13 protein-coding genes, 17 tRNA genes, 3 rRNA genes and 1 riboswitch are annotated in these 21,438 nt (G+C 41.1%); of the genes, 32 read left to right on the plus strand and 1 reads right to left on the minus strand.

The features are described 5' to 3' along the window. Window positions 1-125: 125 nt before the first annotated feature. The 27 genes from MKY49_RS00780 to MKY49_RS00910 all read left to right on the plus strand — a co-directional run bounded on the left by MKY49_RS00780 (window position 126) and on the right by MKY49_RS00910 (window position 14,695). Complete coding sequence (locus MKY49_RS00780) at window positions 126-926, plus strand: NUDIX domain-containing protein (RefSeq protein ID WP_274795269.1); 801 nt, start codon at window positions 126-128, stop codon at window positions 924-926. Window positions 927-1,010: 84 nt separating this feature from the next. After that, on the plus strand, window positions 1,011-1,565 hold the full coding sequence (locus MKY49_RS00785) for a cysteine hydrolase family protein (protein WP_274795270.1): 555 nt from the start codon (window positions 1,011-1,013) through the stop codon (window positions 1,563-1,565). A 23-nt stretch (window positions 1,566-1,588) separates the two neighbouring features. Continuing rightward, the gene (locus MKY49_RS00790; RefSeq protein ID WP_341385396.1) at window positions 1,589-3,055 is read left to right on the plus strand and encodes a nicotinate phosphoribosyltransferase; all 1,467 of its coding nucleotides are present in this window, start codon (window positions 1,589-1,591) and stop codon (window positions 3,053-3,055) included. A 5-nt stretch (window positions 3,056-3,060) separates the two neighbouring features. After that, entirely contained in the window at window positions 3,061-3,678 is a 618-nt protein-coding gene (gene nadD / locus MKY49_RS00795) for a nicotinate-nucleotide adenylyltransferase (protein ID WP_341385397.1), read from the plus strand. Between the two features lie 159 nt (window positions 3,679-3,837). Further along, window positions 3,838-5,691 carry an SLC13 family permease gene (locus MKY49_RS00800; RefSeq protein ID WP_341385398.1) on the plus strand — a complete coding sequence of 618 codons (1,854 nt, stop codon included), beginning with the start codon at window positions 3,838-3,840 and terminating at the stop codon, window positions 5,689-5,691. 549 nt (window positions 5,692-6,240) lie between these two features. Continuing rightward, a 16S ribosomal RNA gene (locus MKY49_RS00805) occupies window positions 6,241-7,792 on the plus strand. 366 nt (window positions 7,793-8,158) lie between these two features. After that, window positions 8,159-11,086: ribosomal RNA gene (locus MKY49_RS00810) — 23S ribosomal RNA — on the plus strand. A gap of 64 nt (window positions 11,087-11,150) precedes the next feature. Beyond that, window positions 11,151-11,266: ribosomal RNA gene (rrf, locus tag MKY49_RS00815) — 5S ribosomal RNA — on the plus strand. The 16S, 23S and 5S rRNA genes sit together here with 17 tRNA genes alongside, the layout of an rRNA operon. An 11-nt stretch (window positions 11,267-11,277) precedes the next feature. Continuing rightward, window positions 11,278-11,353: transfer RNA gene (locus tag MKY49_RS00820), tRNA-Val, on the plus strand. A 3-nt stretch (window positions 11,354-11,356) separates the two neighbouring features. After that, window positions 11,357-11,432: transfer RNA gene (locus MKY49_RS00825), tRNA-Asp, on the plus strand. Window positions 11,433-11,440: 8 nt separating this feature from the next. Then, a tRNA-Thr gene (locus MKY49_RS00830) sits at window positions 11,441-11,516 on the plus strand. A gap of 7 nt (window positions 11,517-11,523) precedes the next feature. After that, window positions 11,524-11,607, plus strand: a tRNA-Tyr gene (locus tag MKY49_RS00835). A gap of 4 nt (window positions 11,608-11,611) precedes the next feature. Continuing rightward, window positions 11,612-11,685: transfer RNA gene (locus MKY49_RS00840), tRNA-Trp, on the plus strand. Window positions 11,686-11,732: 47 nt separating this feature from the next. Then, window positions 11,733-11,808, plus strand: a tRNA-His gene (locus tag MKY49_RS00845). Between the two features lie 9 nt (window positions 11,809-11,817). Next, window positions 11,818-11,892 (plus strand) — tRNA-Gln (locus MKY49_RS00850). Window positions 11,893-11,906: 14 nt separating this feature from the next. After that, a tRNA-Lys gene (locus MKY49_RS00855) sits at window positions 11,907-11,979 on the plus strand. Between the two features lie 17 nt (window positions 11,980-11,996). Then, a tRNA-Arg gene (locus MKY49_RS00860) sits at window positions 11,997-12,073 on the plus strand. A 14-nt stretch (window positions 12,074-12,087) separates the two neighbouring features. Then, window positions 12,088-12,164 (plus strand) — tRNA-Pro (locus MKY49_RS00865). Between the two features lie 14 nt (window positions 12,165-12,178). After that, window positions 12,179-12,254: transfer RNA gene (locus MKY49_RS00870), tRNA-Ala, on the plus strand. 13 nt (window positions 12,255-12,267) lie between these two features. Continuing rightward, window positions 12,268-12,360, plus strand: a tRNA-Ser gene (locus MKY49_RS00875). Window positions 12,361-12,364: 4 nt separating this feature from the next. Further along, window positions 12,365-12,440: transfer RNA gene (locus MKY49_RS00880), tRNA-Phe, on the plus strand. Between the two features lie 6 nt (window positions 12,441-12,446). Next, window positions 12,447-12,520, plus strand: a tRNA-Gly gene (locus tag MKY49_RS00885). Window positions 12,521-12,524: 4 nt separating this feature from the next. Beyond that, window positions 12,525-12,598, plus strand: a tRNA-Ile gene (locus MKY49_RS00890). A gap of 7 nt (window positions 12,599-12,605) precedes the next feature. Continuing rightward, a tRNA-Asn gene (locus MKY49_RS00895) sits at window positions 12,606-12,682 on the plus strand. A 1-nt stretch (window position 12,683) separates the two neighbouring features. Then, window positions 12,684-12,755: transfer RNA gene (locus MKY49_RS00900), tRNA-Glu, on the plus strand. Between the two features lie 289 nt (window positions 12,756-13,044). After that, a complete protein-coding gene (locus MKY49_RS00905; protein WP_341385399.1) occupies window positions 13,045-14,091 on the plus strand; it encodes a nitric oxide synthase oxygenase in 1,047 nt (348 codons plus the stop codon). Between the two features lie 73 nt (window positions 14,092-14,164). Beyond that, window positions 14,165-14,695 (plus strand): hypothetical protein, encoded by a 531-nt coding sequence (locus tag MKY49_RS00910; RefSeq protein WP_312507499.1) that lies wholly within the window; start codon window positions 14,165-14,167, stop codon window positions 14,693-14,695. Between the two features lie 51 nt (window positions 14,696-14,746). Here the strand turns inward: MKY49_RS00910 and MKY49_RS00915 are convergent, their stop codons facing one another. Next, entirely contained in the window at window positions 14,747-15,955 is a 1,209-nt protein-coding gene (locus MKY49_RS00915; RefSeq protein WP_274795276.1) for a CynX/NimT family MFS transporter, read from the minus strand. Between the two features lie 177 nt (window positions 15,956-16,132). After that, a riboswitch (Lysine riboswitch) is annotated at window positions 16,133-16,309 on the plus strand. Window positions 16,310-16,391: 82 nt separating this feature from the next. On the opposite strand from MKY49_RS00915, the gene MKY49_RS00920 reads away from it, so the two are divergent. From MKY49_RS00920 to MKY49_RS00940, 5 genes are all read left to right on the plus strand, one after another. Then, complete coding sequence (locus MKY49_RS00920) at window positions 16,392-17,855, plus strand: amino acid permease (RefSeq protein ID WP_274795277.1); 1,464 nt, start codon at window positions 16,392-16,394, stop codon at window positions 17,853-17,855. A 163-nt stretch (window positions 17,856-18,018) separates the two neighbouring features. Then, complete coding sequence (locus MKY49_RS00925) at window positions 18,019-18,711, plus strand: response regulator transcription factor (protein WP_274795278.1); 693 nt, start codon at window positions 18,019-18,021, stop codon at window positions 18,709-18,711. Window positions 18,712-18,714: 3 nt separating this feature from the next. After that, complete coding sequence (locus tag MKY49_RS00930) at window positions 18,715-19,650, plus strand: sensor histidine kinase (RefSeq protein ID WP_312507497.1); 936 nt, start codon at window positions 18,715-18,717, stop codon at window positions 19,648-19,650. A 136-nt stretch (window positions 19,651-19,786) separates the two neighbouring features. Beyond that, window positions 19,787-20,710 (plus strand): ABC transporter ATP-binding protein, encoded by a 924-nt coding sequence (locus MKY49_RS00935; RefSeq protein WP_274795280.1) that lies wholly within the window; start codon window positions 19,787-19,789, stop codon window positions 20,708-20,710. Further along, the gene (locus tag MKY49_RS00940) at window positions 20,703-21,392 is read left to right on the plus strand and encodes an ABC transporter permease (protein WP_274795281.1); all 690 of its coding nucleotides are present in this window, start codon (window positions 20,703-20,705) and stop codon (window positions 21,390-21,392) included. Before MKY49_RS00935 ends, MKY49_RS00940 begins: the two co-directional genes overlap by 8 nt. The last annotated feature ends 46 nt before the right edge of the window (window positions 21,393-21,438 follow it).

A 21,438-nucleotide genomic window follows, 5' to 3' on the forward strand; every position in this document is an offset into this window, starting at 1 on the left:
GCTTTATTTATGCTTTTTTTATATATAGGTTGCAATTACTTTGGTAAAAGATTATAATCAATTTAAATAGTAATTCATGAATTACAAATTACTAAAACCTTGTTATTGATTGAAGGGGTTACTCAATGAAAAAATTTCATACTGAAGAAGAAGTGCTTGCGAATTATGATTCTTCAAAATATCAAACACCTGATGGGTATACAGCGGATATTGCTATTTTTACAATTACGTCAGAGAAAATAGAAGAAAAAGCACCTCCTCAAATGACACTGAAGATTATGTTAATTAAGCGTGCGGCAAAAGATGCTGAAGGAAACCAGAATATTGAAGGGGGAAAATGGGCACTTCCAGGAGGATTTGTAGATGCTGTTCAAAAGGAAACAGCATATATCGCTGCTAGAAGAGAATTAAAAGAAGAAACAAATGTAGAAGGTTTACATGTACAACATTTTGGTGTTTATGATGAAATCGATCGAGATCCACGTGGTTGGATGATATCGAATGCGTTTTATGCAATTGTTCCTGAGACATATATAGAGCAACGCCAAGCTAATGATGATGCTGATGATGTACAGTTATTTGATATAGAAAATGTATTTTCGCTACAGTTAGCTTTCGATCATCGAAGAATTATTACAGATGCGTTGGAATTTATTAAAAGGGATATGATACAAACGACAGTTGCCAAAAACTTTTTACCACAAGAGTTTACTTTATCTGAATTACAGCGGGTGCTCCTGACAGTTGGAGAAGATCCTCGAATTTCAAATGATTCAGTATTTTTTACAAAAGCACCTAAATTACCTTTTATCCAAAAAGTGTTAGATGAGGAAGGTAAACCGAAGAAAACGAAACGCAATTCATTTAGGCCTTCACAACTTTATACATTCACTGATTTTGAAATAGTGGAGTCCATCTATCATTAGGAAAGAGCCATCTTTCCTGATTGTTTTAAATGAAGTAATTTGTAATTTTTATATTACTAATTAATAAAGTGGAGTGATGAGACGATGATGAAAAAACGTGCATTAATTAATATTGATTATACAGTGGATTTTGTAGCGACAGATGGAGCTCTTACTTGTGGAGAGCCTGGGCAGTTACTCGAACATACAAATGTTGAATTAACAAAGGAATTTATTAAGAACGGTGATTTTACAGTTTTTGCGATAGATGTTCATGAACAGGGGGATGTCTACCATCCAGAAACAAAGCTATTCCCACCACATAATATTCGAAATACAGAAGGTAGAAATTTATATGGAGCATTAAAGCAACTATATGAGGCAAATAAAGAGCAGGATTGCGTCTATTACATGGATAAAACACGCTACTCTGCTTTTGCAGGAACAGATTTAGAATTGAAATTACGTGAAAGAGGAATTACTGAGCTTCACTTAATCGGCGTTTGTACAGATATCTGTGTTCTTCATACAGCAGTAGATGCTTATAATAAAGGGTTCGATATTGTCATTCATAAAGATGCTGTTGCCTCCTTTAACCAAGCAGGACATGAGTGGGCGTTAGGGCATTTCGAGCACACGCTCGGTGCCACTATTATTTGACAATAAGGGATGGAGGAGAAAACATGAAATATGCAGACGATAGCTTCATGTTACACACAGATTTATATCAAATTAATATGGTTCAAGCTTATTGGCAAGATGGTGTTCAACAACGAAAAGCTGTTTTTGAGCTATATTTTAGAAAACTTCCATTTGGCAATGGCTATGCGGTATTTGCTGGTTTGAAAAAAGTGATCGATTTTATTAATAACTTTAGATTTTCCCAAAGTGATATTCAATATTTACGAGAAGAGGGGAAATATCCAGAGGATTTTCTTCAATATCTGCAGGAACTTAAGTTTACAGGAAGCATAAAGGGAATGAAAGAGGGTGAACTTGTCTTCGCCAATGAACCTATCCTGCGAATTGAAGCACCATTGGCAGAGGCCCAATTAATCGAAACCCCTTTGTTAAATATTGTGAACTACCAAACGCTCATCGCCACAAAGGCTTCACGTATCAAGCAAGTGACAGATGAGGATATTGTTATGGAGTTCGGCACTCGACGTGCACATGAATTTGATGCTGCAATTTGGGGTACTCGGGCTGCTTATATAGGTGGATTTTCTGCAACAAGTAATGTGAGAGCGGGGAAATTGTTCGGTATTCCTGTGTCAGGAACTCATGCCCATGCAATGATTCAAACCTATCGAGATGAGTATACTGCTTTTAAAAAATATGCAGCAGCTCATAAAGACTGCGTTTTCTTAGTAGATACTTATGACACGCTACGTTCAGGCGTTCCTAATGCTATTCGTGTGGCAAAGGAGCTTGGAGATCAGATTAATTTTGTGGGTATTCGTTTAGACAGTGGCGATTTAGCCTACCTTTCAAAAGAGGCAAGAAAAATGCTAGATGAAGCAGGGTTTACAGAAGCTAAAATTATGGCTTCGAATGATTTAGACGAATATACAATCATGCATTTAAAATCGCAAGGTGCGCGAATCGATGCATGGGGCATCGGAACAAAGCTAATTACAGCCTACGATCAAGCTGCTCTTGGTGGAGTATACAAATTGGTTTCTATTGAAGATGAGAGGGGAGAAATGGTTGACACCATTAAAATTTCAGCAAATCCTGAGAAAGTAACTACACCAGGGCGTAAACGTGTTTACCGTATTATTAATAATGAGAATGGTCATGCTGAAGGGGACTATATTGCATTAGATGAAGAAAACATAGAACAAGAAGAAAGATTAAAAATGTTCCACCCTATTCATACGTATATTAGTAAATTTGTTACGAATTTTTCAGCAAAAGAGTTACATGAAAGTATTGTCGAAAAGGGAAAAGTGATTTATGAGGAACCGACTCTTCAAGAAATTCAAGCATATGCGAAGGAAAATTTACGTTTGCTCTGGTGTGAGTACAAACGAACAATGAATCCAGAAGAGTATCCAGTCGATTTAAGTCAAGCTTGCTGGGACAATAAAATGGAAAGCATACAGACAATTAAAGAAAAAATCTCACAAGGAAACAGCAGGAGGTAGATAAAATGGCGAGGATAGGTATTTATGGTTCATCTTTTGACCCTATTACCAATGTTCATCTTTGGACAGCAAGTACGGTCGCACACCGCTGTAAATTAGATAAAGTTATCTTTTTGCCATGCTCAAATAAACGCAAAGATAAAACGATAAAAACCGCTGATATTCATCGTTGGAATATGCTACAGCTCGCTATTGCTAAGGACGATCGTTTTATTGCAGATTCCTATGAGATGGACCAAGAAGGCTGGAACATCTACACATATGACACGATGAAATACTTTAGAGAAAAACATCCAGATGATGAAGTCCATTTTATCATGGGGGCTGATTTATTAGTGGATATTGGTGCAGGGCTGTGGAAAAAAGGCGACGCATTAGTAGCAGAAAATAAATTTATTGTAATGGCAAGACATGGCATTGATATGCTGTCCACGATTAGTCGTTCTCCTATATTAAGGAATCATGATGATGGTAGATTCCATCTAATCGATAAAGGGCTAGCGATGGAAATTAGTTCTACCTATATTCGAGAAGAATTTGCTATGCGGGGAGAACCAAGATACCTCTTGCCTAATGCATGTTACGACTATATTAAAGAACATCATCTTTATCAAAAAGAGTAAAGTACGGTTAAAAGTGTGGATAGGTGCCACACTTTTTTAATTTTGAAAAGATGGTGAATTTTATCATATGCTCCTCTAGGTAAGCTATAATAAAAAGAGCAATAACATACAATCTTTTTGCTGGTAATAATTATAATGATTAATGTTAGAAAGGAATTCATGGATGTGCAACTTACATTAACATTTCTTATTTTAGGAGTAACGATTTTCGCATTTGTGACCAATAAAGTACGGGCAGATCTTGTAGCAATTGTGTCACTTCTAGGATTTGTCATTACGAATATTTTAACGCCGGCCGAGGCATTAGCTGGTTTTTCTAACTCTGTCGTTTTAATGATTGCAGGGTTATTTGTCGTGGGTGCAGGAATTTTACGGACAGGACTTGCAGGAATGGCAGGGCAACTTTTACTTAAGTGGTCTGGTAATAGTGAGCTAAAACTATTTGTGTTACTGCTTATTATTGTAGGATCAGTCGGTGCCTTTATGAGTAATACCGGTACTGTAGCACTAATGATGCCGATAGTCGTGAGTATAGCAATTAGTATGAAAGTCAGCCCTTCTAAATTTCTTCTACCACTTTCATATGTAGCAAGTCTTTCTGGGCTGATGACTTTGATTGCATCACCAACAAATTTAATCGTTAGTCAGTTATTGGTCGACCGAGGCTATCATAAACTTGGCTTTTTTGAAGTGACCCCTATTGGTATTATCGGGATGATTGCGGGGATAACTTACTTAGTACTTGTGCGTAATATTTTGTTACCAAAGGATCGTAATCGAACTCAGACAAATGAGGGGTATAAACTTTCACCTAAGAAAATTATTAAGCAATATGATTTAAATAATCGCCTATTTAAAATCTCTGTTCCTGATGAATCACCTATTATTGAAACATCTTTAGCAGAATTAAAACTGCCAGCTACGTATATGCTTTGTATGATGAAAATTCATCGTAAATCTCAGGAGGGCATTAACTTATTACCGATGACTTATCAAGAAATGGCTGGTCCAACAAGTGTTATACATGCAAAAGACGAGCTATATGTTCAAGGTGAAGAAGAGGATATTCGTCGGTTTGTTGAGGATTATCAGCTTGAGATGCAAGGATTAGTAGAAGGAGAAGCCGACGAACTAGTATCGAAACATCTTGGTATTGCAGAAGTATTGCTCACACCTAATTCAAGCTTTATCAATGAAACGGTCAGCTCTCTTGGATTCCGAGAAAAATATAACTTAAATATCATTGGTATTAATCGTAGAGGTGGCTATAAGCTCCAAGATATGGTTTCACATAAATTGAAATTTGGAGATGCGATATTAGTGCAAGGAGCATGGGATGAAATTCTTTTGTTAGCAAGAGAGACCCAGGATGTTGTGGTTGTCGGTCAGCCTAAGGAACATGCAAGTGTAGCAGCGGCTACAGGCAAAGCTGGTATTGCAGGTATTATTATGTTGTTCATGATTTTTTTGATGGCATTCGAAATTTTTCCTGCTGTCATCTCGGTCATGATTGGTGCTGTCCTAATGATATTGACGGGTTGTTTAAGAAACATGGAAGATGCCTATAGCAATATGAATTTTGAAAGTATCGTGCTTGTAGCTGCTATGCTGCCAATGGCGACAGCATTAGAAAAAACAGGAGGCATGGCTATTTTATCTGATGGGATCATCAATGCTCTAGGCGATTTCGGACCTTATGGTGTACTAATAGGTGTTTATATTTTAACTGCTGTATTTGGTCAATTTATTAGTAATACAGCAACTGCAGTATTGTTTGCGCCGATTGCCATGAGTGCCGCCATTGCAATGGATGTAAGTCCCACAACATTTATGATTGCAGTTGCGGTAGCCGCAAGTATGGCATTTGCTACACCAATTGCTTCCCCAACAAATGCACTAGTAATGACAGCAGGGGGCTATAAATTTATGGACTTTGTCAGAATAGGGGTTCCATTACAAATTGTTATGTTCATTGTCATGATGGTAGCCATCCCATTCTTTTTCCCATTTTAAAATCTCAGGCTATCCATCTAAAGGAATCGAGAAGTACTTCTCGATTCTTTTCTAATTGATCACGTGGAGTAGATTTGATGTTTCGTCCGTCATAAATGTAAATGAAAAAGAACATAGAGAAAGTCTCAACTTTTTTTAGTCTATCTTTAGGTTGAAAACTCAATTTTAATATTCAATTATTTTGATTATAGTTCTAAAAAAAACTACTAAATTATTATCGAGGGATATGCTAAAATAAAATACAACAGCTAGTGAAAACATCTTTATTAGCCAAAATATTTTATGTTATTAATATAGGAAGTTATCCTGCTTTGAGAAAAAACTTAATTTTTTTTTAGAAAAAGTGTTGACCTTTTAAAAATAAGGGTGTAGTATTATACAAGTCGCCACGGTGACACGCTAAAATAAAGCAAAACATGAACCTTGAAAACTGAACAAGCAAAACGTAATCAATAAAGTTTTAAGTAACTAGTTTTGGCTAGTGAACGAAACAAAATTTTGGACATCAAAATTGATGCCAGCAAAACAATTTGAGCTAATCAAATTTCTTTTATGGAGAGTTTGATCCTGGCTCAGGACGAACGCTGGCGGCGTGCCTAATACATGCAAGTCGAGCGAACAGAGAAGGAGCTTGCTCCTTTGACGTTAGCGGCGGACGGGTGAGTAACACGTGGGCAACCTACCTTATAGTTTGGGATAACTCCGGGAAACCGGGGCTAATACCGAATAATCTGTTCCACCTCATGGTGGAACACTGAAAGACGGTTTCGGCTGTCGCTATAAGATGGGCCCGCGGCGCATTAGCTAGTTGGTGAGGTAACGGCTCACCAAGGCGACGATGCGTAGCCGACCTGAGAGGGTGATCGGCCACACTGGGACTGAGACACGGCCCAGACTCCTACGGGAGGCAGCAGTAGGGAATCTTCCACAATGGGCGAAAGCCTGATGGAGCAACGCCGCGTGAGTGAAGAAGGTTTTCGGATCGTAAAACTCTGTTGTAAGGGAAGAACAAGTACAGTAGTAACTGGCTGTACCTTGACGGTACCTTATTAGAAAGCCACGGCTAACTACGTGCCAGCAGCCGCGGTAATACGTAGGTGGCAAGCGTTGTCCGGAATTATTGGGCGTAAAGCGCGCGCAGGCGGTCCTTTAAGTCTGATGTGAAAGCCCACGGCTCAACCGTGGAGGGTCATTGGAAACTGGGGGACTTGAGTGCAGAAGAGGAAAGTGGAATTCCAAGTGTAGCGGTGAAATGCGTAGAGATTTGGAGGAACACCAGTGGCGAAGGCGACTTTCTGGTCTGTAACTGACGCTGAGGCGCGAAAGCGTGGGGAGCAAACAGGATTAGATACCCTGGTAGTCCACGCCGTAAACGATGAGTGCTAAGTGTTAGGGGGTTTCCGCCCCTTAGTGCTGCAGCTAACGCATTAAGCACTCCGCCTGGGGAGTACGGTCGCAAGACTGAAACTCAAAGGAATTGACGGGGGCCCGCACAAGCGGTGGAGCATGTGGTTTAATTCGAAGCAACGCGAAGAACCTTACCAGGTCTTGACATCCCGTTGACCACTGTAGAGATATAGTTTCCCCTTCGGGGGCAACGGTGACAGGTGGTGCATGGTTGTCGTCAGCTCGTGTCGTGAGATGTTGGGTTAAGTCCCGCAACGAGCGCAACCCTTGATCTTAGTTGCCATCATTTAGTTGGGCACTCTAAGGTGACTGCCGGTGACAAACCGGAGGAAGGTGGGGATGACGTCAAATCATCATGCCCCTTATGACCTGGGCTACACACGTGCTACAATGGACGATACAAACGGTTGCCAACTCGCGAGAGGGAGCTAATCCGATAAAGTCGTTCTCAGTTCGGATTGTAGGCTGCAACTCGCCTACATGAAGCCGGAATCGCTAGTAATCGCGGATCAGCATGCCGCGGTGAATACGTTCCCGGGCCTTGTACACACCGCCCGTCACACCACGAGAGTTTGTAACACCCGAAGTCGGTGAGGTAACCTTTTGGAGCCAGCCGCCGAAGGTGGGATAGATGATTGGGGTGAAGTCGTAACAAGGTAGCCGTATCGGAAGGTGCGGCTGGATCACCTCCTTTCTAAGGATTATTTCGGAATACAAACCTAGGGTTTGTAAGATTACGTTTTGCGTTCAGTTTTGAAGGTTCATTCTTCCGAATGAAATACTTCAAATATTTGCTCCTGTCGCTACGCTTTCGTCGCAAAGCTGCGAAGAAGTAGAAGCAGGCAGTAACTTTGTTCTTTGAAAACTGGATAAAACGACATTGAAATTGTAACAAACACATTTATTTTTTAAGTTTTTTATAGGCTTAATAACATTAGTAAGGTTTCAAGACACGAGCAGTTCTAGGAAGCAATCGAGTGAATGAAGGAGCGTACTTCAGTACGTGACTGATTGAACGAGTGAAGCTGACAACGAAATGCGATGTGTATTGAAAGCTGTAGGTTAAGTTATTAAGGGCGCACGGCGAATGCCTTGGCACTAGGAGCCGAAGAAGGACGGCACTAACACCGATATGCTTCGGGGAGCTGTAAGTGAGCTTTGATCCGGAGATTTCCGAATGGGGGAACCCACTACGTTTAATCGCGTAGTATCTTGACGTGAATACATAGCGTCTTGAAGGCAGACCCAGGGAACTGAAACATCTAAGTACCTGGAGGAAGAGAAAGAAAAATCGATTCCCTGAGTAGCGGCGAGCGAAACGGGAAGAGCCCAAACCAAGAGGCTTGCCTCTTGGGGTTGTAGGACACTCTATACGGAGTTACAAAAGAGCGAGTTAGATGAAGCGACTTGGAAAGGTCCGCCAGAGCAGGTAAAAGCCCTGTAGTCGAAAGTTCGTTCTCTCCTGAGTGGATCCTGAGTACGGCGGAACACGTGAAATTCCGTCGGAATCCGGGAGGACCATCTCCCAAGGCTAAATACTACCTAGTGACCGATAGTGAACCAGTACCGTGAGGGAAAGGTGAAAAGCACCCCGGAAGGGGAGTGAAAGAGATCCTGAAACCGTGTGCCTACAAGTAGTTAGAGCCCGTTAATGGGTGATAGCGTGCCTTTTGTAGAATGAACCGGCGAGTTACGATTACGTGCGAGGTTAAGCTTTAGAAGGCGGAGCCGCAGCGAAAGCGAGTCTGAATAGGGCGAAATAGTACGTGGTCGTAGACCCGAAACCAGGTGATCTACCCATGTCCAGGGTGAAGGTAAGGTAACACTTACTGGAGGCCCGAACCCACGCACGTTGAAAAGTGCGGGGATGAGGTGTGGGTAGCGGAGAAATTCCAATCGAACTTGGAGATAGCTGGTTCTCTCCGAAATAGCTTTAGGGCTAGCCTCGTGATGAGAATACTGGAGGTAGAGCACTGTTTGGACTAGGGGGCCATCCCGGTTTACCGAATTCAGACAAACTCCGAATGCCAGATATTTATACACGGGAGTCAGACTGCGAGTGATAAGATCCGTAGTCAAAAGGGAAACAGCCCAGACCACCAGCTAAGGTCCCAAAGTAATCGTTAAGTGGAAAAGGATGTGGCGTTGCACAGACAACCAGGATGTTGGCTTAGAAGCAGCCATCATTTAAAGAGTGCGTAATAGCTCACTGGTCGAGTGACGCTGCGCCGAAAATGTATCGGGGCTAAACGATTCACCGAAGCTGTGGATTGACATCTACGATGTCAGTGGTAGGAGAGCGTTCTAAGTGCGTTGAAGTCAGACCGGAAGGACTGGTGGAGCGCTTAGAAGTGAGAATGCCGGTATGAGTAGCGAAAGACGGGTGAGAATCCCGTCCACCGTATGACTAAGGTTTCCTGAGGAAGGCTCGTCCGCTCAGGGTTAGTCGGGACCTAAGCCGAGGCCGACAGGCGTAGGCGATGGACAACAGGTTGATATTCCTGTACCACCTCCTCACCGTTTGAGAAATGGGGGGACGCAGTAGGATAGGGTAAGCGCGCTGTTGGTTATGCGCGTCCAAGCAGTAAGGCGTGTGTGTAGGCAAATCCGCACACTGTAACGTTGAGCTGTGATGGCGAGTCCGTATGGACGAAGTTCCTGATTTCACACTGCCAAGAAAAGCCTCTATCGAGGTGAGAGGTGCCCGTACCGCAAACCGACACAGGTAGTCGAGGAGAGAATCCTAAGGTGTGCGAGAGAACTCTCGTTAAGGAACTCGGCAAAATGACCCCGTAACTTCGGGAGAAGGGGTGCTCTTGAGCGTGCAAGCGCATGAGAGCCGCAGTGAATAGGCCCAGGCGACTGTTTAGCAAAAACACAGGTCTCTGCAAAACCGTAAGGTGACGTATAGGGGCTGACGCCTGCCCGGTGCTGGAAGGTTAAGAGGAGTGGTTAGCGCAAGCGAAGCTGCGAATTGAAGCCCCAGTAAACGGCGGCCGTAACTATAACGGTCCTAAGGTAGCGAAATTCCTTGTCGGGTAAGTTCCGACCCGCACGAAAGGCGTAACGATCTGGGCACTGTCTCAACGAGAGACTCGGTGAAATTATAGTACCTGTGAAGATGCAGGTTACCCGCGACAGGACGGAAAGACCCCGTGGAGCTTTACTGTAGCCTGATATTGAATTTTGGTACAACTTGTACAGGATAGGTAGGAGCCAGAGATCTCGGAGCGCCAGCTTCGAAGGAGGCGTCGGTGGGATACTACCCTGGTTGTATTGAAATTCTAACCCATGCCCCTTAGCGGGGCAGGAGACAGTGTCAGGCGGACAGTTTGACTGGGGCGGTCGCCTCCTAAAAGGTAACGGAGGCGCCCAAAGGTTCCCTCAGAATGGTTGGAAATCATTCGTAGAGTGTAAAGGCACAAGGGAGCTTGACTGCGAGACCTACAAGTCGAGCAGGGTCGAAAGACGGGCTTAGTGATCCGGTGGTTCCGCATGGAAGGGCCATCGCTCAACGGATAAAAGCTACCCCGGGGATAACAGGCTTATCTCCCCCAAGAGTCCACATCGACGGGGAGGTTTGGCACCTCGATGTCGGCTCATCGCATCCTGGGGCTGTAGTCGGTCCCAAGGGTTGGGCTGTTCGCCCATTAAAGCGGTACGCGAGCTGGGTTCAGAACGTCGTGAGACAGTTCGGTCCCTATCCGTCGTGGGCGTAGGAAATTTGAGAGGAGCTGTCCTTAGTACGAGAGGACCGGGATGGACACACCGCTGGTGTACCAGTTGTCTTGCCAAAGGCATCGCTGGGTAGCTATGTGTGGACGGGATAAGTGCTGAAAGCATCTAAGCATGAAGCCCCCCTCAAGATGAGATTTCCCATTACGCAAGTAAGTAAGATCCCTCAAAGACGATGAGGTAGATAGGTTCGAGGTGGAAGTGTGGTGACACATGGAGCTGACGAATACTAATCGATCGAGGACTTAACCAAATTGTTTGAAGCATTCAATGTACGTTTATCTAGTTTTGAAAGAATAACCTTTCAACTGAATAAGTGAAGTGATGATGGCAAAGAGGCCACACCCGTTCCCATACCGAACACGGAAGTTAAGCTCTTTAGCGCCGATGGTAGTTGGGGGCTTCCCCCTGTGAGAGTAGGACGTCGCTTCGCTTATTTTTTGTGGAGGATTAGCTCAGCTGGGAGAGCACCTGCCTTACAAGCAGGGGGTCGGCGGTTCGAGCCCGTCATCCTCCACCATATGGTCCCGTGGTGTAGCGGTTAACATGCCTGCCTGTCACGCAGGAGATCGCCGGTTCGATCCCGGTCGGGACCGCCATTATTTTTGCCGGTGTAGCTCAGTTGGTAGAGCAACTGACTTGTAATCAGTAGGTCGTGGGTTCGACTCCTATCGCCGGCACCATTCCCTTGGAGGGGTAGCGAAGTGGCTAAACGCGGCGGACTGTAAATCCGCTCCTTAGGGTTCGGCGGTTCGAATCCGTCCCCCTCCACCATTTTAGGGGCATAGTTCAACGGTAGAATAGAGGTCTCCAAAACCTTTGGTGTGGGTTCGATTCCTACTGCCCCTGCCAGGTATTGAGGTACTCGTTCATATACAGCTGTTATGATTTATATAGTGGCGATTGTGGCGAAGTGGTTAACGCATCGGATTGTGGTTCCGACATTCGTGGGTTCGATTCCCATCAGTCGCCCCATTTCAACATTGGGGTATAGCCAAGCGGTAAGGCAACGGATTTTGATTCCGTCATGCCTAGGTTCGAATCCTAGTACCCCAGCCATTTTTTTCTTTAACGAGCCATTAGCTCAGTTGGTAGAGCATCTGACTTTTAATCAGAGGGTCGAAGGTTCGAGTCCTTCATGGCTCATCATTTTTATTTACTAAGCGCCCGTAGCTCAATTGGATAGAGCGTCTGACTACGGATCAGAAGGTTATGGGTTCGACTCCTGTCGGGCGCGCCAATAAATGTATTTTACGGAATGTAGCTCAGCTTGGTAGAGCACTTGGTTTGGGACCAAGGGGTCGTAGGTTCGAATCCTGTCATTCCGACCATCTTTTATTTAAATGGGGCCTTAGCTCAGCTGGGAGAGCGCCTGCCTTGCACGCAGGAGGTCAGCGGTTCGATCCCGCTAGGCTCCACCATTTCAATATTTTTGGAGGTATACCCAAGTCTGGCTGAAGGGATCGGTCTTGAAAACCGACAGGCGGGTAACACCGCGCGGGGGTTCGAATCCCTCTACCTCCTCCATTTCGGGTCAGTAGCTCAGTTGGTAGAGCATTAGATTGAAGCTCTAAGTGTCGGCGGTTCGATTCCGTCCTGACCCACCATTATTTGCGGGTGTAGTTTAATGGTAAAACCTCAGCCTTCCAAGCTGATGTCGTGAGTTCGATTCTCATCACCCGCTCCAAAATGGGCCTATAGCTCAGCTGGTTAGAGCGCACGCCTGATAAGCGTGAGGTCGATGGTTCGAGTCCATTTAGGCCCATCATTATTCCGAAGTAGCTCAGTTGGTAGTAGCACCTGACTGTTAATCAGGTTGTCGCAGGTTCGAGTCCTGCCTTCGGAGCCACGGCCCGTTGGTCAAGTGGTTAAGACACCGCCCTTTCACGGCGGTAACACGGGTTCGAATCCCGTACGGGTCATCAAGCATGTAGCACAGATGTGTGTTACATGCTTTTTTCTATATGTAGATGTTCAACCAAGACTATAAAACCATTAAAAGGTTCTGTAGCTTTTTTATGGTGAACATAGGACAGTATAAATGCTTTAGCTCATTTCAAGGTCCTGTTCCATTTATCAATCACATGTTTCACCCACTAATAAATTTGAACAAACTATTTCATATATGCAATATGTATGTTTTTTCAACAGCTATTTTCATGGTGCTTGCCGTATCGTTGCTCTAATATGAGGGTAAGTGGAGGAATCGATATGAGTATACAGGAGATAGAGCAATTCTTAAGTCAATATCAGAAAGAACAAAATAAATCAGATCTTTGGTTAGAGAATAGATTGCAAGAGATTAAGAGTGAAGGTGAATATTACCCCACAACAGAGGAACTAGTTTTTGGAGCACGTGTCGCATGGCGTAATAGTAACAAATGTATTGGACGCTTGTTTTGGCAGTCATTGCATGTAGTAGACGCACGAGATCTTTTAGACGAAGAGGATATTTTTCGAAAATTACTAGAGCATATCGAGTATGCAACAAATAGTGGGAAAATCCGCCCTACAATAACCGTGTTTGCCTCAGATCGAGTACGGATTTGGAATCACCAACTTATCCGTTATGCGGGCTATGAAACGGAATTAGGTGTTATAGGTGATTCTCATTCTGTTGCGTTTACACAAGTATGTGAAACGCTAGGCTGGAAAAGTGAGAGAACAGCTTTTGATGTGTTACCACTTGTTATACAAGTAGATGGGCGAGCTCCAAGGCTGTTTACAATTCCAGCAGAATATATTTTAGAGGTGCCAATCCGCCATCCAGAGGAAGCTGAAATAGAAAAATTAGAGATGAAATGGTATGCTGTACCCATTATCTCGAGTATGCGTTTTCGAATGGCAGGCATTGATTACCAAGCTGCTCCTTTTAATGGTTGGTATATGGGGACAGAAATTGGAGCACGTAATTTAGCTGATCATGACCGCTATAATATGCTACCAGCTATTGCTGAGATTTTTAATCTTGATACAACCAAACAAGCTTCTCTTTGGCGTGATCGTGCATTAGTGGAGCTTAATATAGCAGTTCTCCATTCCTTTAAAGAAGATGGGGTAAGCATTGTCGATCATCATACAGCGGCTCAGCAGTTTAAATTATTTGAGGAAGCAGAGCTATCGGCTGAACGGGAAGTTACAGGCAACTGGACATGGTTAATTCCACCGCTTTCACCTGCAACAACGCATATTTTCCATAAGCCCTATGTAAATGTCTATCATACACCAAATTATTTTTATCAAAAACCATGCTATTAACAATAGAAGACTCTTCAATTTCCTATCAGTAAATTTATCAATTAATTGTATTTTAAGAAGAGGGTGATCCACTATGTTGGAGCAGCAAATTCCAGATATCCCGTGGCAACAATTGACCACACCTTATGGAAGAGGTGCAGCCATTCCGCAGCTGATTGAAGAGGAAAATTACCGACAACTAGCTGAGTTAATTGAACATCAAGGTACACTTTGGCAGGTGACACCATGGGTTTTGTTAATCCTTTTAAAAAAGCTGGGTAGCCAAGATAGGGAGGATGTCTCCTTACAAGAAATTGAACTTTATTTAGCCGTTGCTCAGGCGATTACTGTGGATTATTTAGAGCCAACACAAACTGTTCAACCCATGCAGAAGCTGCTAGATAGAAACTACTTATGGACAGAAAATGAAGAGGATGACGATCAAGAGTGGGAAAGAGAAACGCCGACGGGCTATGAGCAGACAGCATTTTTAAGCTATTATTATTTCAGCTATCTACTCTTACAAGAGGCTATCCCTAGTTTAACGGCTATTACAGTGCACAATAACGAAGCAGCAGACCGTCTTGCGGAACTGCTAAGGTTATTAGAGCAGCTGAATAAATAGGTTGATAAAAAAGCAGATGAGAAACATATGCCATTTCCCATCTGCTCCAATTTAATGGACATATTCATCTTTAGAAGCTCTCATTGAGCAGAAGAAAAGTACCATTGCCACAACTACAAAAAGCCAGCCAGCAATATCCCAGCCACCGAATAAATCATGCAAGTAGCCAAAAAGAATAGGACCAATTGCGGCAAATAAATACCCTAAAGATTGTGCAAAGCCTGATAAATCTGCTGCTTCAAAGGCAGTACGGGTGCGAAGGGTGAAAAACATCATGGCTAATGCGAATGAAGAACCACCTGCTAATCCTAGAAGGACCATCCAAAGTACTCCAAGGCTTGTCCATTCCATTACAACACCAACAAAGCCTACTAAATAGAACGACGTAAACATCAGTACAAGAGGTCGCTGTGAAGTCATTTTACTAGCAATAATAGGCACAGCTAATGCCATTGGAACTTGAGAGAATTGCATAATAGAAAACATCCAGCCAGCCTTATCAGGAGCTAATCCTTGGGCAATATAGATTTCTGGAATCCAAGCTGCAGTCGTGTAGAATAATAAAGACTGTAAACCCATTGCGCCTGTGACGGCCCACGTAACAGGTGATTTCCATAGTGGTGGACCTGACTTTTTAGATGAGGTAGTTGGTTCAGGTTTATTTGATTTTAATTGAGGTATCCAAATTAAAATCGTAACGACAACAAGTACAAGAGCAATGGCCAAAGCCCCTTGCCAGCCTAATGATGAATTAGCTATTGGATAGCTAATACCTGCGCCAAGGCCAGCAGTTAAATTCATGGACATGGTGAAGAAGGCCATCAGTAAGCCTACATGGTATGGAAATTTCAATTTTAGTAATCCTGGAATGAGTACATTTCCAAAAGATATTGCTACGCCAATTAGCATAGTACCAAATATAAGTAATCCTGTTGTTCCAAGTGAGCGTAGAACTATCCCTAAGGCCAATAGAATAGTGGATAAAAATAAAGTAAGCTCAAGCCCTAGTTTACGTGCTACGATAGGTGCAAAAGGCGATATGATGGCAAAAGCAAGCAATGGAATAGTTGTTAGAAAGCCTGCTAATACATTAGAGATACCAAGATCATCACGGATAAAGGATATGATTGGACCAACAACAGTTAATGGCATTCGTAATGTAGAGGCAATAAAAATAACCCCAAAGACTAAAAGTAATGTTGTTCCTTTCCAGCTAATTTTTTTACTTGGATAACTAGCGGAATGATCATTTGTAGTCAAAATAACTCCCCCCTGTTATTAACCATTCTAATTGAACTACTATAACACTTTATCACACTATTAAAAATAGTAGAAGATTCATAAAATACAGAACATTTTCCGTGTTGTTGAAATGTCTATGGTCTTATGTTAGTATAATAATCATCATAAATTTAATAATTATATGCCTCATGTTTGTATTGAGGTAGAGGTCGCGATATTTATAAGTATGCTAATTGAAATGACAAGCATTGATGAGATTAGCTGAAAGGAAATATTGCCGAAGTGTGAGGGGACTTGAAAACCTCATGCTGGGGCTGTCTCCGAAAGGAACAGAACTGTCACGTTTGTACAACGTGTTGAGCTATCATTTAGGAAAAACTGAGGATTAACTTAGCCATCACATTGTTCATGTGATGGCATTTTTTTGCCTCATAAATAGGAAGGAAGCTATATCGTGAGTGAAATAAAAGTAAATCAGCTCGGTCATAACGAACCAAAGCTGAAAAAAGAATTAAAAAGCCGTCATATTACAATGATTTCTTTAGGCGGTACAATTGGTACGGGGCTATTTTTAGCTAGTGGTGGTGCCATTGCACAAGCAGGGCCAGGAGGCGCATTGCTTGCCTATGCCTTAATTGGTGTTATGGTGTACTTCCTAATGACGAGCTTAGGAGAGATGGCTGCTTATATGCCATCATCAGGTTCATTTAGTACGTATGCAACAAAATTCGTAGATCCAGCACTAGGCTTCGCTTTAGGTTGGAACTATTGGTATAACTGGGCAATTACGATTGCAGCAGAAATTGCAGCAGTGTCTTTAATAATGAAATATTGGTTCCCAGATAGCTCATCAGCACTTTGGACAGTATTATTTATTGCTGTTGTGCTAACGTTTAATTTACTTTCTGTAAAGAGCTATGGTGAAAGTGAATATTGGTTTGCTATGATTAAAGTAGCAACGGTCATTGTTTTTATTATTATTAGTTTATTAATGATTTTTGGTATTTTAGGTGGTCAGGCACCTGTAGGCTTCACAAATTTCTTTATTAGTGATGGGCCATTCCATGGGGGCTTCCTTGCTACCTTTGGTATTTTCCTGGCTGCAGGGTTTTCATTCCAAGGAACAGAGCTTCTAGGTATAACAGCTGGTGAAACTGATGATCCAGGTAAAAATATTCCGAAAGCTGTAAAATCCGTATTCTGGCGTATTCTTTTATTCTATATTTTAGCAATTGGTGCAATAGGAATGCTGATTCCTTTCACAGATGAGCGCTTATTATCAGAAGATATTGCAGTATCACCATTTACATTAGTGTTTGATCGCTTAGGTATCGCCTTTGCTGCGTCGTTAATGAACGCTATTATTTTAACGGCTATGCTATCAGCAGGTAACTCAGGGCTTTATGCATCATCTCGTATGTTATGGCAATTAGCGGTGGATGGTCATGCGCCTAAAATCTTTACAAAGCTTAGTCGCCGTGGTATTCCAATTTACGCGCTACTAGCAACATTAGCTGTAGGCTGTTTAGCATTTTTAGCGTCATTTTTCGGTGACGGTGTGGTGTATATCTGGCTATTAAATGCCTCTGGAATGTCTGGCTTTATTGCATGGCTTGGCATTGCATTTAGTCATTATCGTTTCCGTCGTGCATTCGACGCACAGGGCTTAGATCCAAAGCTATTACCTTATAAAGCAAAATTGTATCCATTCGGACCACTATTCGCCTTTACAGTTTGTATGATTGTGGTCATTGGACAAAATTACACAGCCTTTACAGGAGACAAAATCGATTGGTACGGTATTCTAGTTTCTTATATTGGAATTCCATTTTTCTTACTATTATGGTTAGGCTATAAAATTAAACATAAAACAAAAATGCTTCCACTTAATGAGTGTGATTTAAAAGTGGAGGATTAAATAGAAAAGCTGTTCTGTATACCGTTGTATGACGGTTGATAGGACGGCTTTTTTATATTTGGGCGTTAAATTTATTTCTTAATCTATATCATATATATGGTAATATACTATAGATGTGGAAAGTCATACTAATGGCTTTTTAGTTAGGAAGAGGTGCATGAAAATGCAAAAACATATTTTACTAGTTGAAGATGATGAGGCTATTCGTGAAATGGTAGAAAACTTTTTACTATTGGAAGGCTTCGGTGTTACAACTGCAAAGAATGGAGAAGAGGCATTACAGTATTGTTTAAACCATTCATTTGATTTAGTTATCTTAGATATTATGATTCCTAAACTTAATGGATTAGAAGTACTAAAAATAATTCGAGAACAAGCAGCGCTTCCTATCATCATTATGTCAGCAAAGGATAGTGATGTAGATAAAGCTTTAGGGTTAGGCTTAGGTGCAGATGATTATATTGCTAAACCATTTTCTATGCTAGAGTTTTCTGCTCGCGTAAAAGCCGTTATTAGACGAGCAACCAAATATTCTAGTCAAGTGGATAACAAACAAGATGTAGTAGTGATCGATAATTTAACGATAAATATGATTAACTTTTCTGTAGATAAAGATGGGCAAGAAGTGAAACTAACATCTAAGGAATTTGCCATTTTAAAATTGCTTGTAACAAATCGCCAGCGAGTTTTTACTAAGGAGCAAATTTATCAGACAATATGGAAAGATACTTACTACGGTGATGAAAATATTATTAATGTACATATAAGAAGACTTCGCGAAAAAATTGAAGATGATCCGTCTAATCCTCATTATATAAAAACGCTGTGGGGAATTGGCTATAAGTTTGAGGGATAAAATATGACGTTATGTCTATTACTAATTATTTTGTTGCTGGCGGGTATTATTCTTTATCAAAGAAAAGTAAAAAAAGAACAAGATGATACAATCCAATACATGCATGAAAAAATACAAGCAATTGTTAATAAACCAACTAATGAAAAGGTTTTAGTTGCTACGACAAATCCAGAAATTCAGCAATTACTGATTACAATAAATGCCTTATTGGATGACAAGCAAAAGGTTCTTGCTACACATCGAAAAATGGAAGATTCAATGAAAAAGATGTTGGCAAATATTTCACATGATCTTAAAACACCTTTAACAGTTGTATTAGGCTATATTGAAATACTTCAGCTTCAAAGTTCAATTAGTGAGGAAGAGCGACAGCGATTACTCACTGGTGTTCATGCTAAAACGTTAGAAGTATTAAAAATCATTCATACATTTTTTGATCTGGCAAAATTAGAGGCAGGAGATGCAAATTATCCAATCACGAAAATCAATGTTTGTGAAATATGCCGAAAAAATATTTTATCCTTTTACGATATGGTCACATCGGTGGGATTAAATATCAATATTTCAATCCCCGAACTTCCTATGTATGCCCTTGGTAATGAAGAAGCGTTAGATAGAGTTCTAAACAATCTATTATCAAATGCTATAGCTTATGGAGCGGATGGCAATGTGATTGGCTTAACCGTAAGAAATGATGAGACAAACATTTATATTGATGTGTGGGATCAAGGCAAGGGCATTGATGAATATCATATCGATACTGTTTTTGAAAGAATGTATACACTAGAAGACTCTCGAAATAAATCCTTCCAGGGAAGCGGCCTAGGTCTAACCATTACAAAGCGTCTTGTGGAAATAATGGATGGTTCCATCCAGCTATCAAGTATTCCTTATAAAAAGACCATTTTTACAATTGCTTTAAAACGAATGATGTATTGAATTCACACTGCCTGTAGAGCTTTCAATGCTTTACAGGCTTTTATTTTGCTCTTAAGAAATTTGTAAGAATCAAGTAATTAATTAGAGAGGTTCATTTTTTATAATGAAACTAGCCACAATTGAGGGAGAGATTTACATGACATACATTGTAAAAACAAATCAGCTTACGAAAGTGTACGATGGTAAAGAAGTGGTATCCACTGTCAATATGAACGTCAAAAAGGGAGAGATTTATGGATTTTTAGGTCCAAATGGTGCAGGTAAAACCACTGTCATGAAGATGCTAACAAATCTGACGAAGCCAACAAGCGGGGATGTAGAAATATTTGGCGAAAAGCTGACGGATCGATCCTATGAAGTACTAAAAAGAATGGGAACGATTATTGAGTATCCTATTTTCTATGAAAAATTGACGGCTAAGGAGACCTTAGAACTGCATTGCGAATATATGGGGTATTACGATAAAAAAGAAATTGCTCATGTTCTAAATTTAGTAAAATTATCAAATACAGAAGAGAAGCGTGTAAAAGACTTTTCTCTAGGGATGAAACAGAGACTAGGCATTGCACGTGCCATTATAACAAAGCCAGAACTTCTTATTTTAGATGAACCAATTAATGGATTAGATCCTGTAGGGATTAAAGAGTTGAGAGAGCTCTTCAAAATGCTCTGTAAGGAGTATGGTATTACGATTATCATCTCCAGCCATATATTAGGGGAAATTGAACAATTGGCTGATACAATAGGTGTCATTAAGGATGGTAGGCTACTCACGGAAGTTACAATGGAAACAATTAATCGTAATCAAGCAGATTATATTGAAGTCATTGTCAATGATGGCAAGAAGGCAGCTTTTATTTTAGAAAGTGTATTGAAGATTGCTAATTTTAAGCTGATGGATGACAACTCTATTAGAGTTTATGATTCGACAGTATCCCAAAAGAGCCTAACAAAAACATTAATTGAACATGACATCGAAATTGAAGAGATAAGCAAAAAAACAAGCTCACTTGAGGATTATTTCCTAAAATTAATCAATGGAGGAGTTGTCCATGCTTAATTTAATGCGTTTAGAAATGAAAAAGTATCATTTAGGCTCATACGTTAAGGGGGCTATTATTGCTAATTTTATTATTCTTGGATTTCTATTTTTGGTAGTAGGTATTTCCAAAGTGGAGGGGGACCAAGACCTTGAAAATTACCAGGTTGCTTTAAGTGTCATTGAATCAATGATTAGAGTCGTCTTTAGTATTTTTGCTTCTACGTTAATAGCTAAGTTGATTATCGGAGAATATAAATTTAAGACCATCACCTTAGCTTTTATGTATCCTATAAGTAGAAAGAAATTAATCGTCGCGAAGCTTGCCATTGTAATGCTTTTTACGTTTAGTACGATCATCATTTCAAATGCTTTTATTACAACGGCTTTCTGTGTTATTAGTGATAAATTTGATTTGATTCCAAATGTACTATCAAGCTCATTAATCTTACAACACATTCCTTCCGTATTGATGAATGCGATTGCTGCCTCGGGTATAGCTTTAATCCCATTGTATTTCGGAATGAGAAAATACTCCATACCAGCAACTATTATTTCATCAATTATAATAGTATCTCTGACTTCGTCTAATACAGGTAACTTTACGTTAAACGATATTATTTTTATTCCTATTACTTTAGCAATTGTAGGTCTAGGCATTGCCTATTTAGCCATTAGAAATATTGAAAAGGTGGATGTTTAATCAAAAAAATACCAGGTACTCATTCTATCTACAGAGTACCTGGCTT

The sequence above is a fragment of the Lysinibacillus sp. FSL M8-0134 genome, assembly GCF_038069745.1.
Classification (GTDB): Bacteria; Bacillota; Bacilli; order Bacillales_A; family Planococcaceae; genus Lysinibacillus; species Lysinibacillus irui.

Coding starts and splice junctions, on each gene's coding strand:
- nadD (WP_341385397.1), top strand. CDS start 3,061: ATGGCGAGGATAGGTATTTATGGTTCATCTTTTGACCCTATTACCAAT.
- MKY49_RS00925 (WP_274795278.1), top strand. CDS start 18,019: ATGCAAAAACATATTTTACTAGTTGAAGATGATGAGGCTATTCGTGAA.
- MKY49_RS00940 (WP_274795281.1), top strand. CDS start 20,703: ATGCTTAATTTAATGCGTTTAGAAATGAAAAAGTATCATTTAGGCTCA.
- MKY49_RS00910 (WP_312507499.1), top strand. CDS start 14,165: ATGTTGGAGCAGCAAATTCCAGATATCCCGTGGCAACAATTGACCACA.
- MKY49_RS00935 (WP_274795280.1), top strand. CDS start 19,787: ATGACATACATTGTAAAAACAAATCAGCTTACGAAAGTGTACGATGGT.
- MKY49_RS00905 (WP_341385399.1), top strand. CDS start 13,045: ATGAGTATACAGGAGATAGAGCAATTCTTAAGTCAATATCAGAAAGAA.
- MKY49_RS00780 (WP_274795269.1), top strand. CDS start 126: ATGAAAAAATTTCATACTGAAGAAGAAGTGCTTGCGAATTATGATTCT.
- MKY49_RS00930 (WP_312507497.1), top strand. CDS start 18,715: ATGACGTTATGTCTATTACTAATTATTTTGTTGCTGGCGGGTATTATT.
- MKY49_RS00800 (WP_341385398.1), top strand. CDS start 3,838: ATGGATGTGCAACTTACATTAACATTTCTTATTTTAGGAGTAACGATT.
- MKY49_RS00790 (WP_341385396.1), top strand. CDS start 1,589: ATGAAATATGCAGACGATAGCTTCATGTTACACACAGATTTATATCAA.
- MKY49_RS00785 (WP_274795270.1), top strand. CDS start 1,011: ATGATGAAAAAACGTGCATTAATTAATATTGATTATACAGTGGATTTT.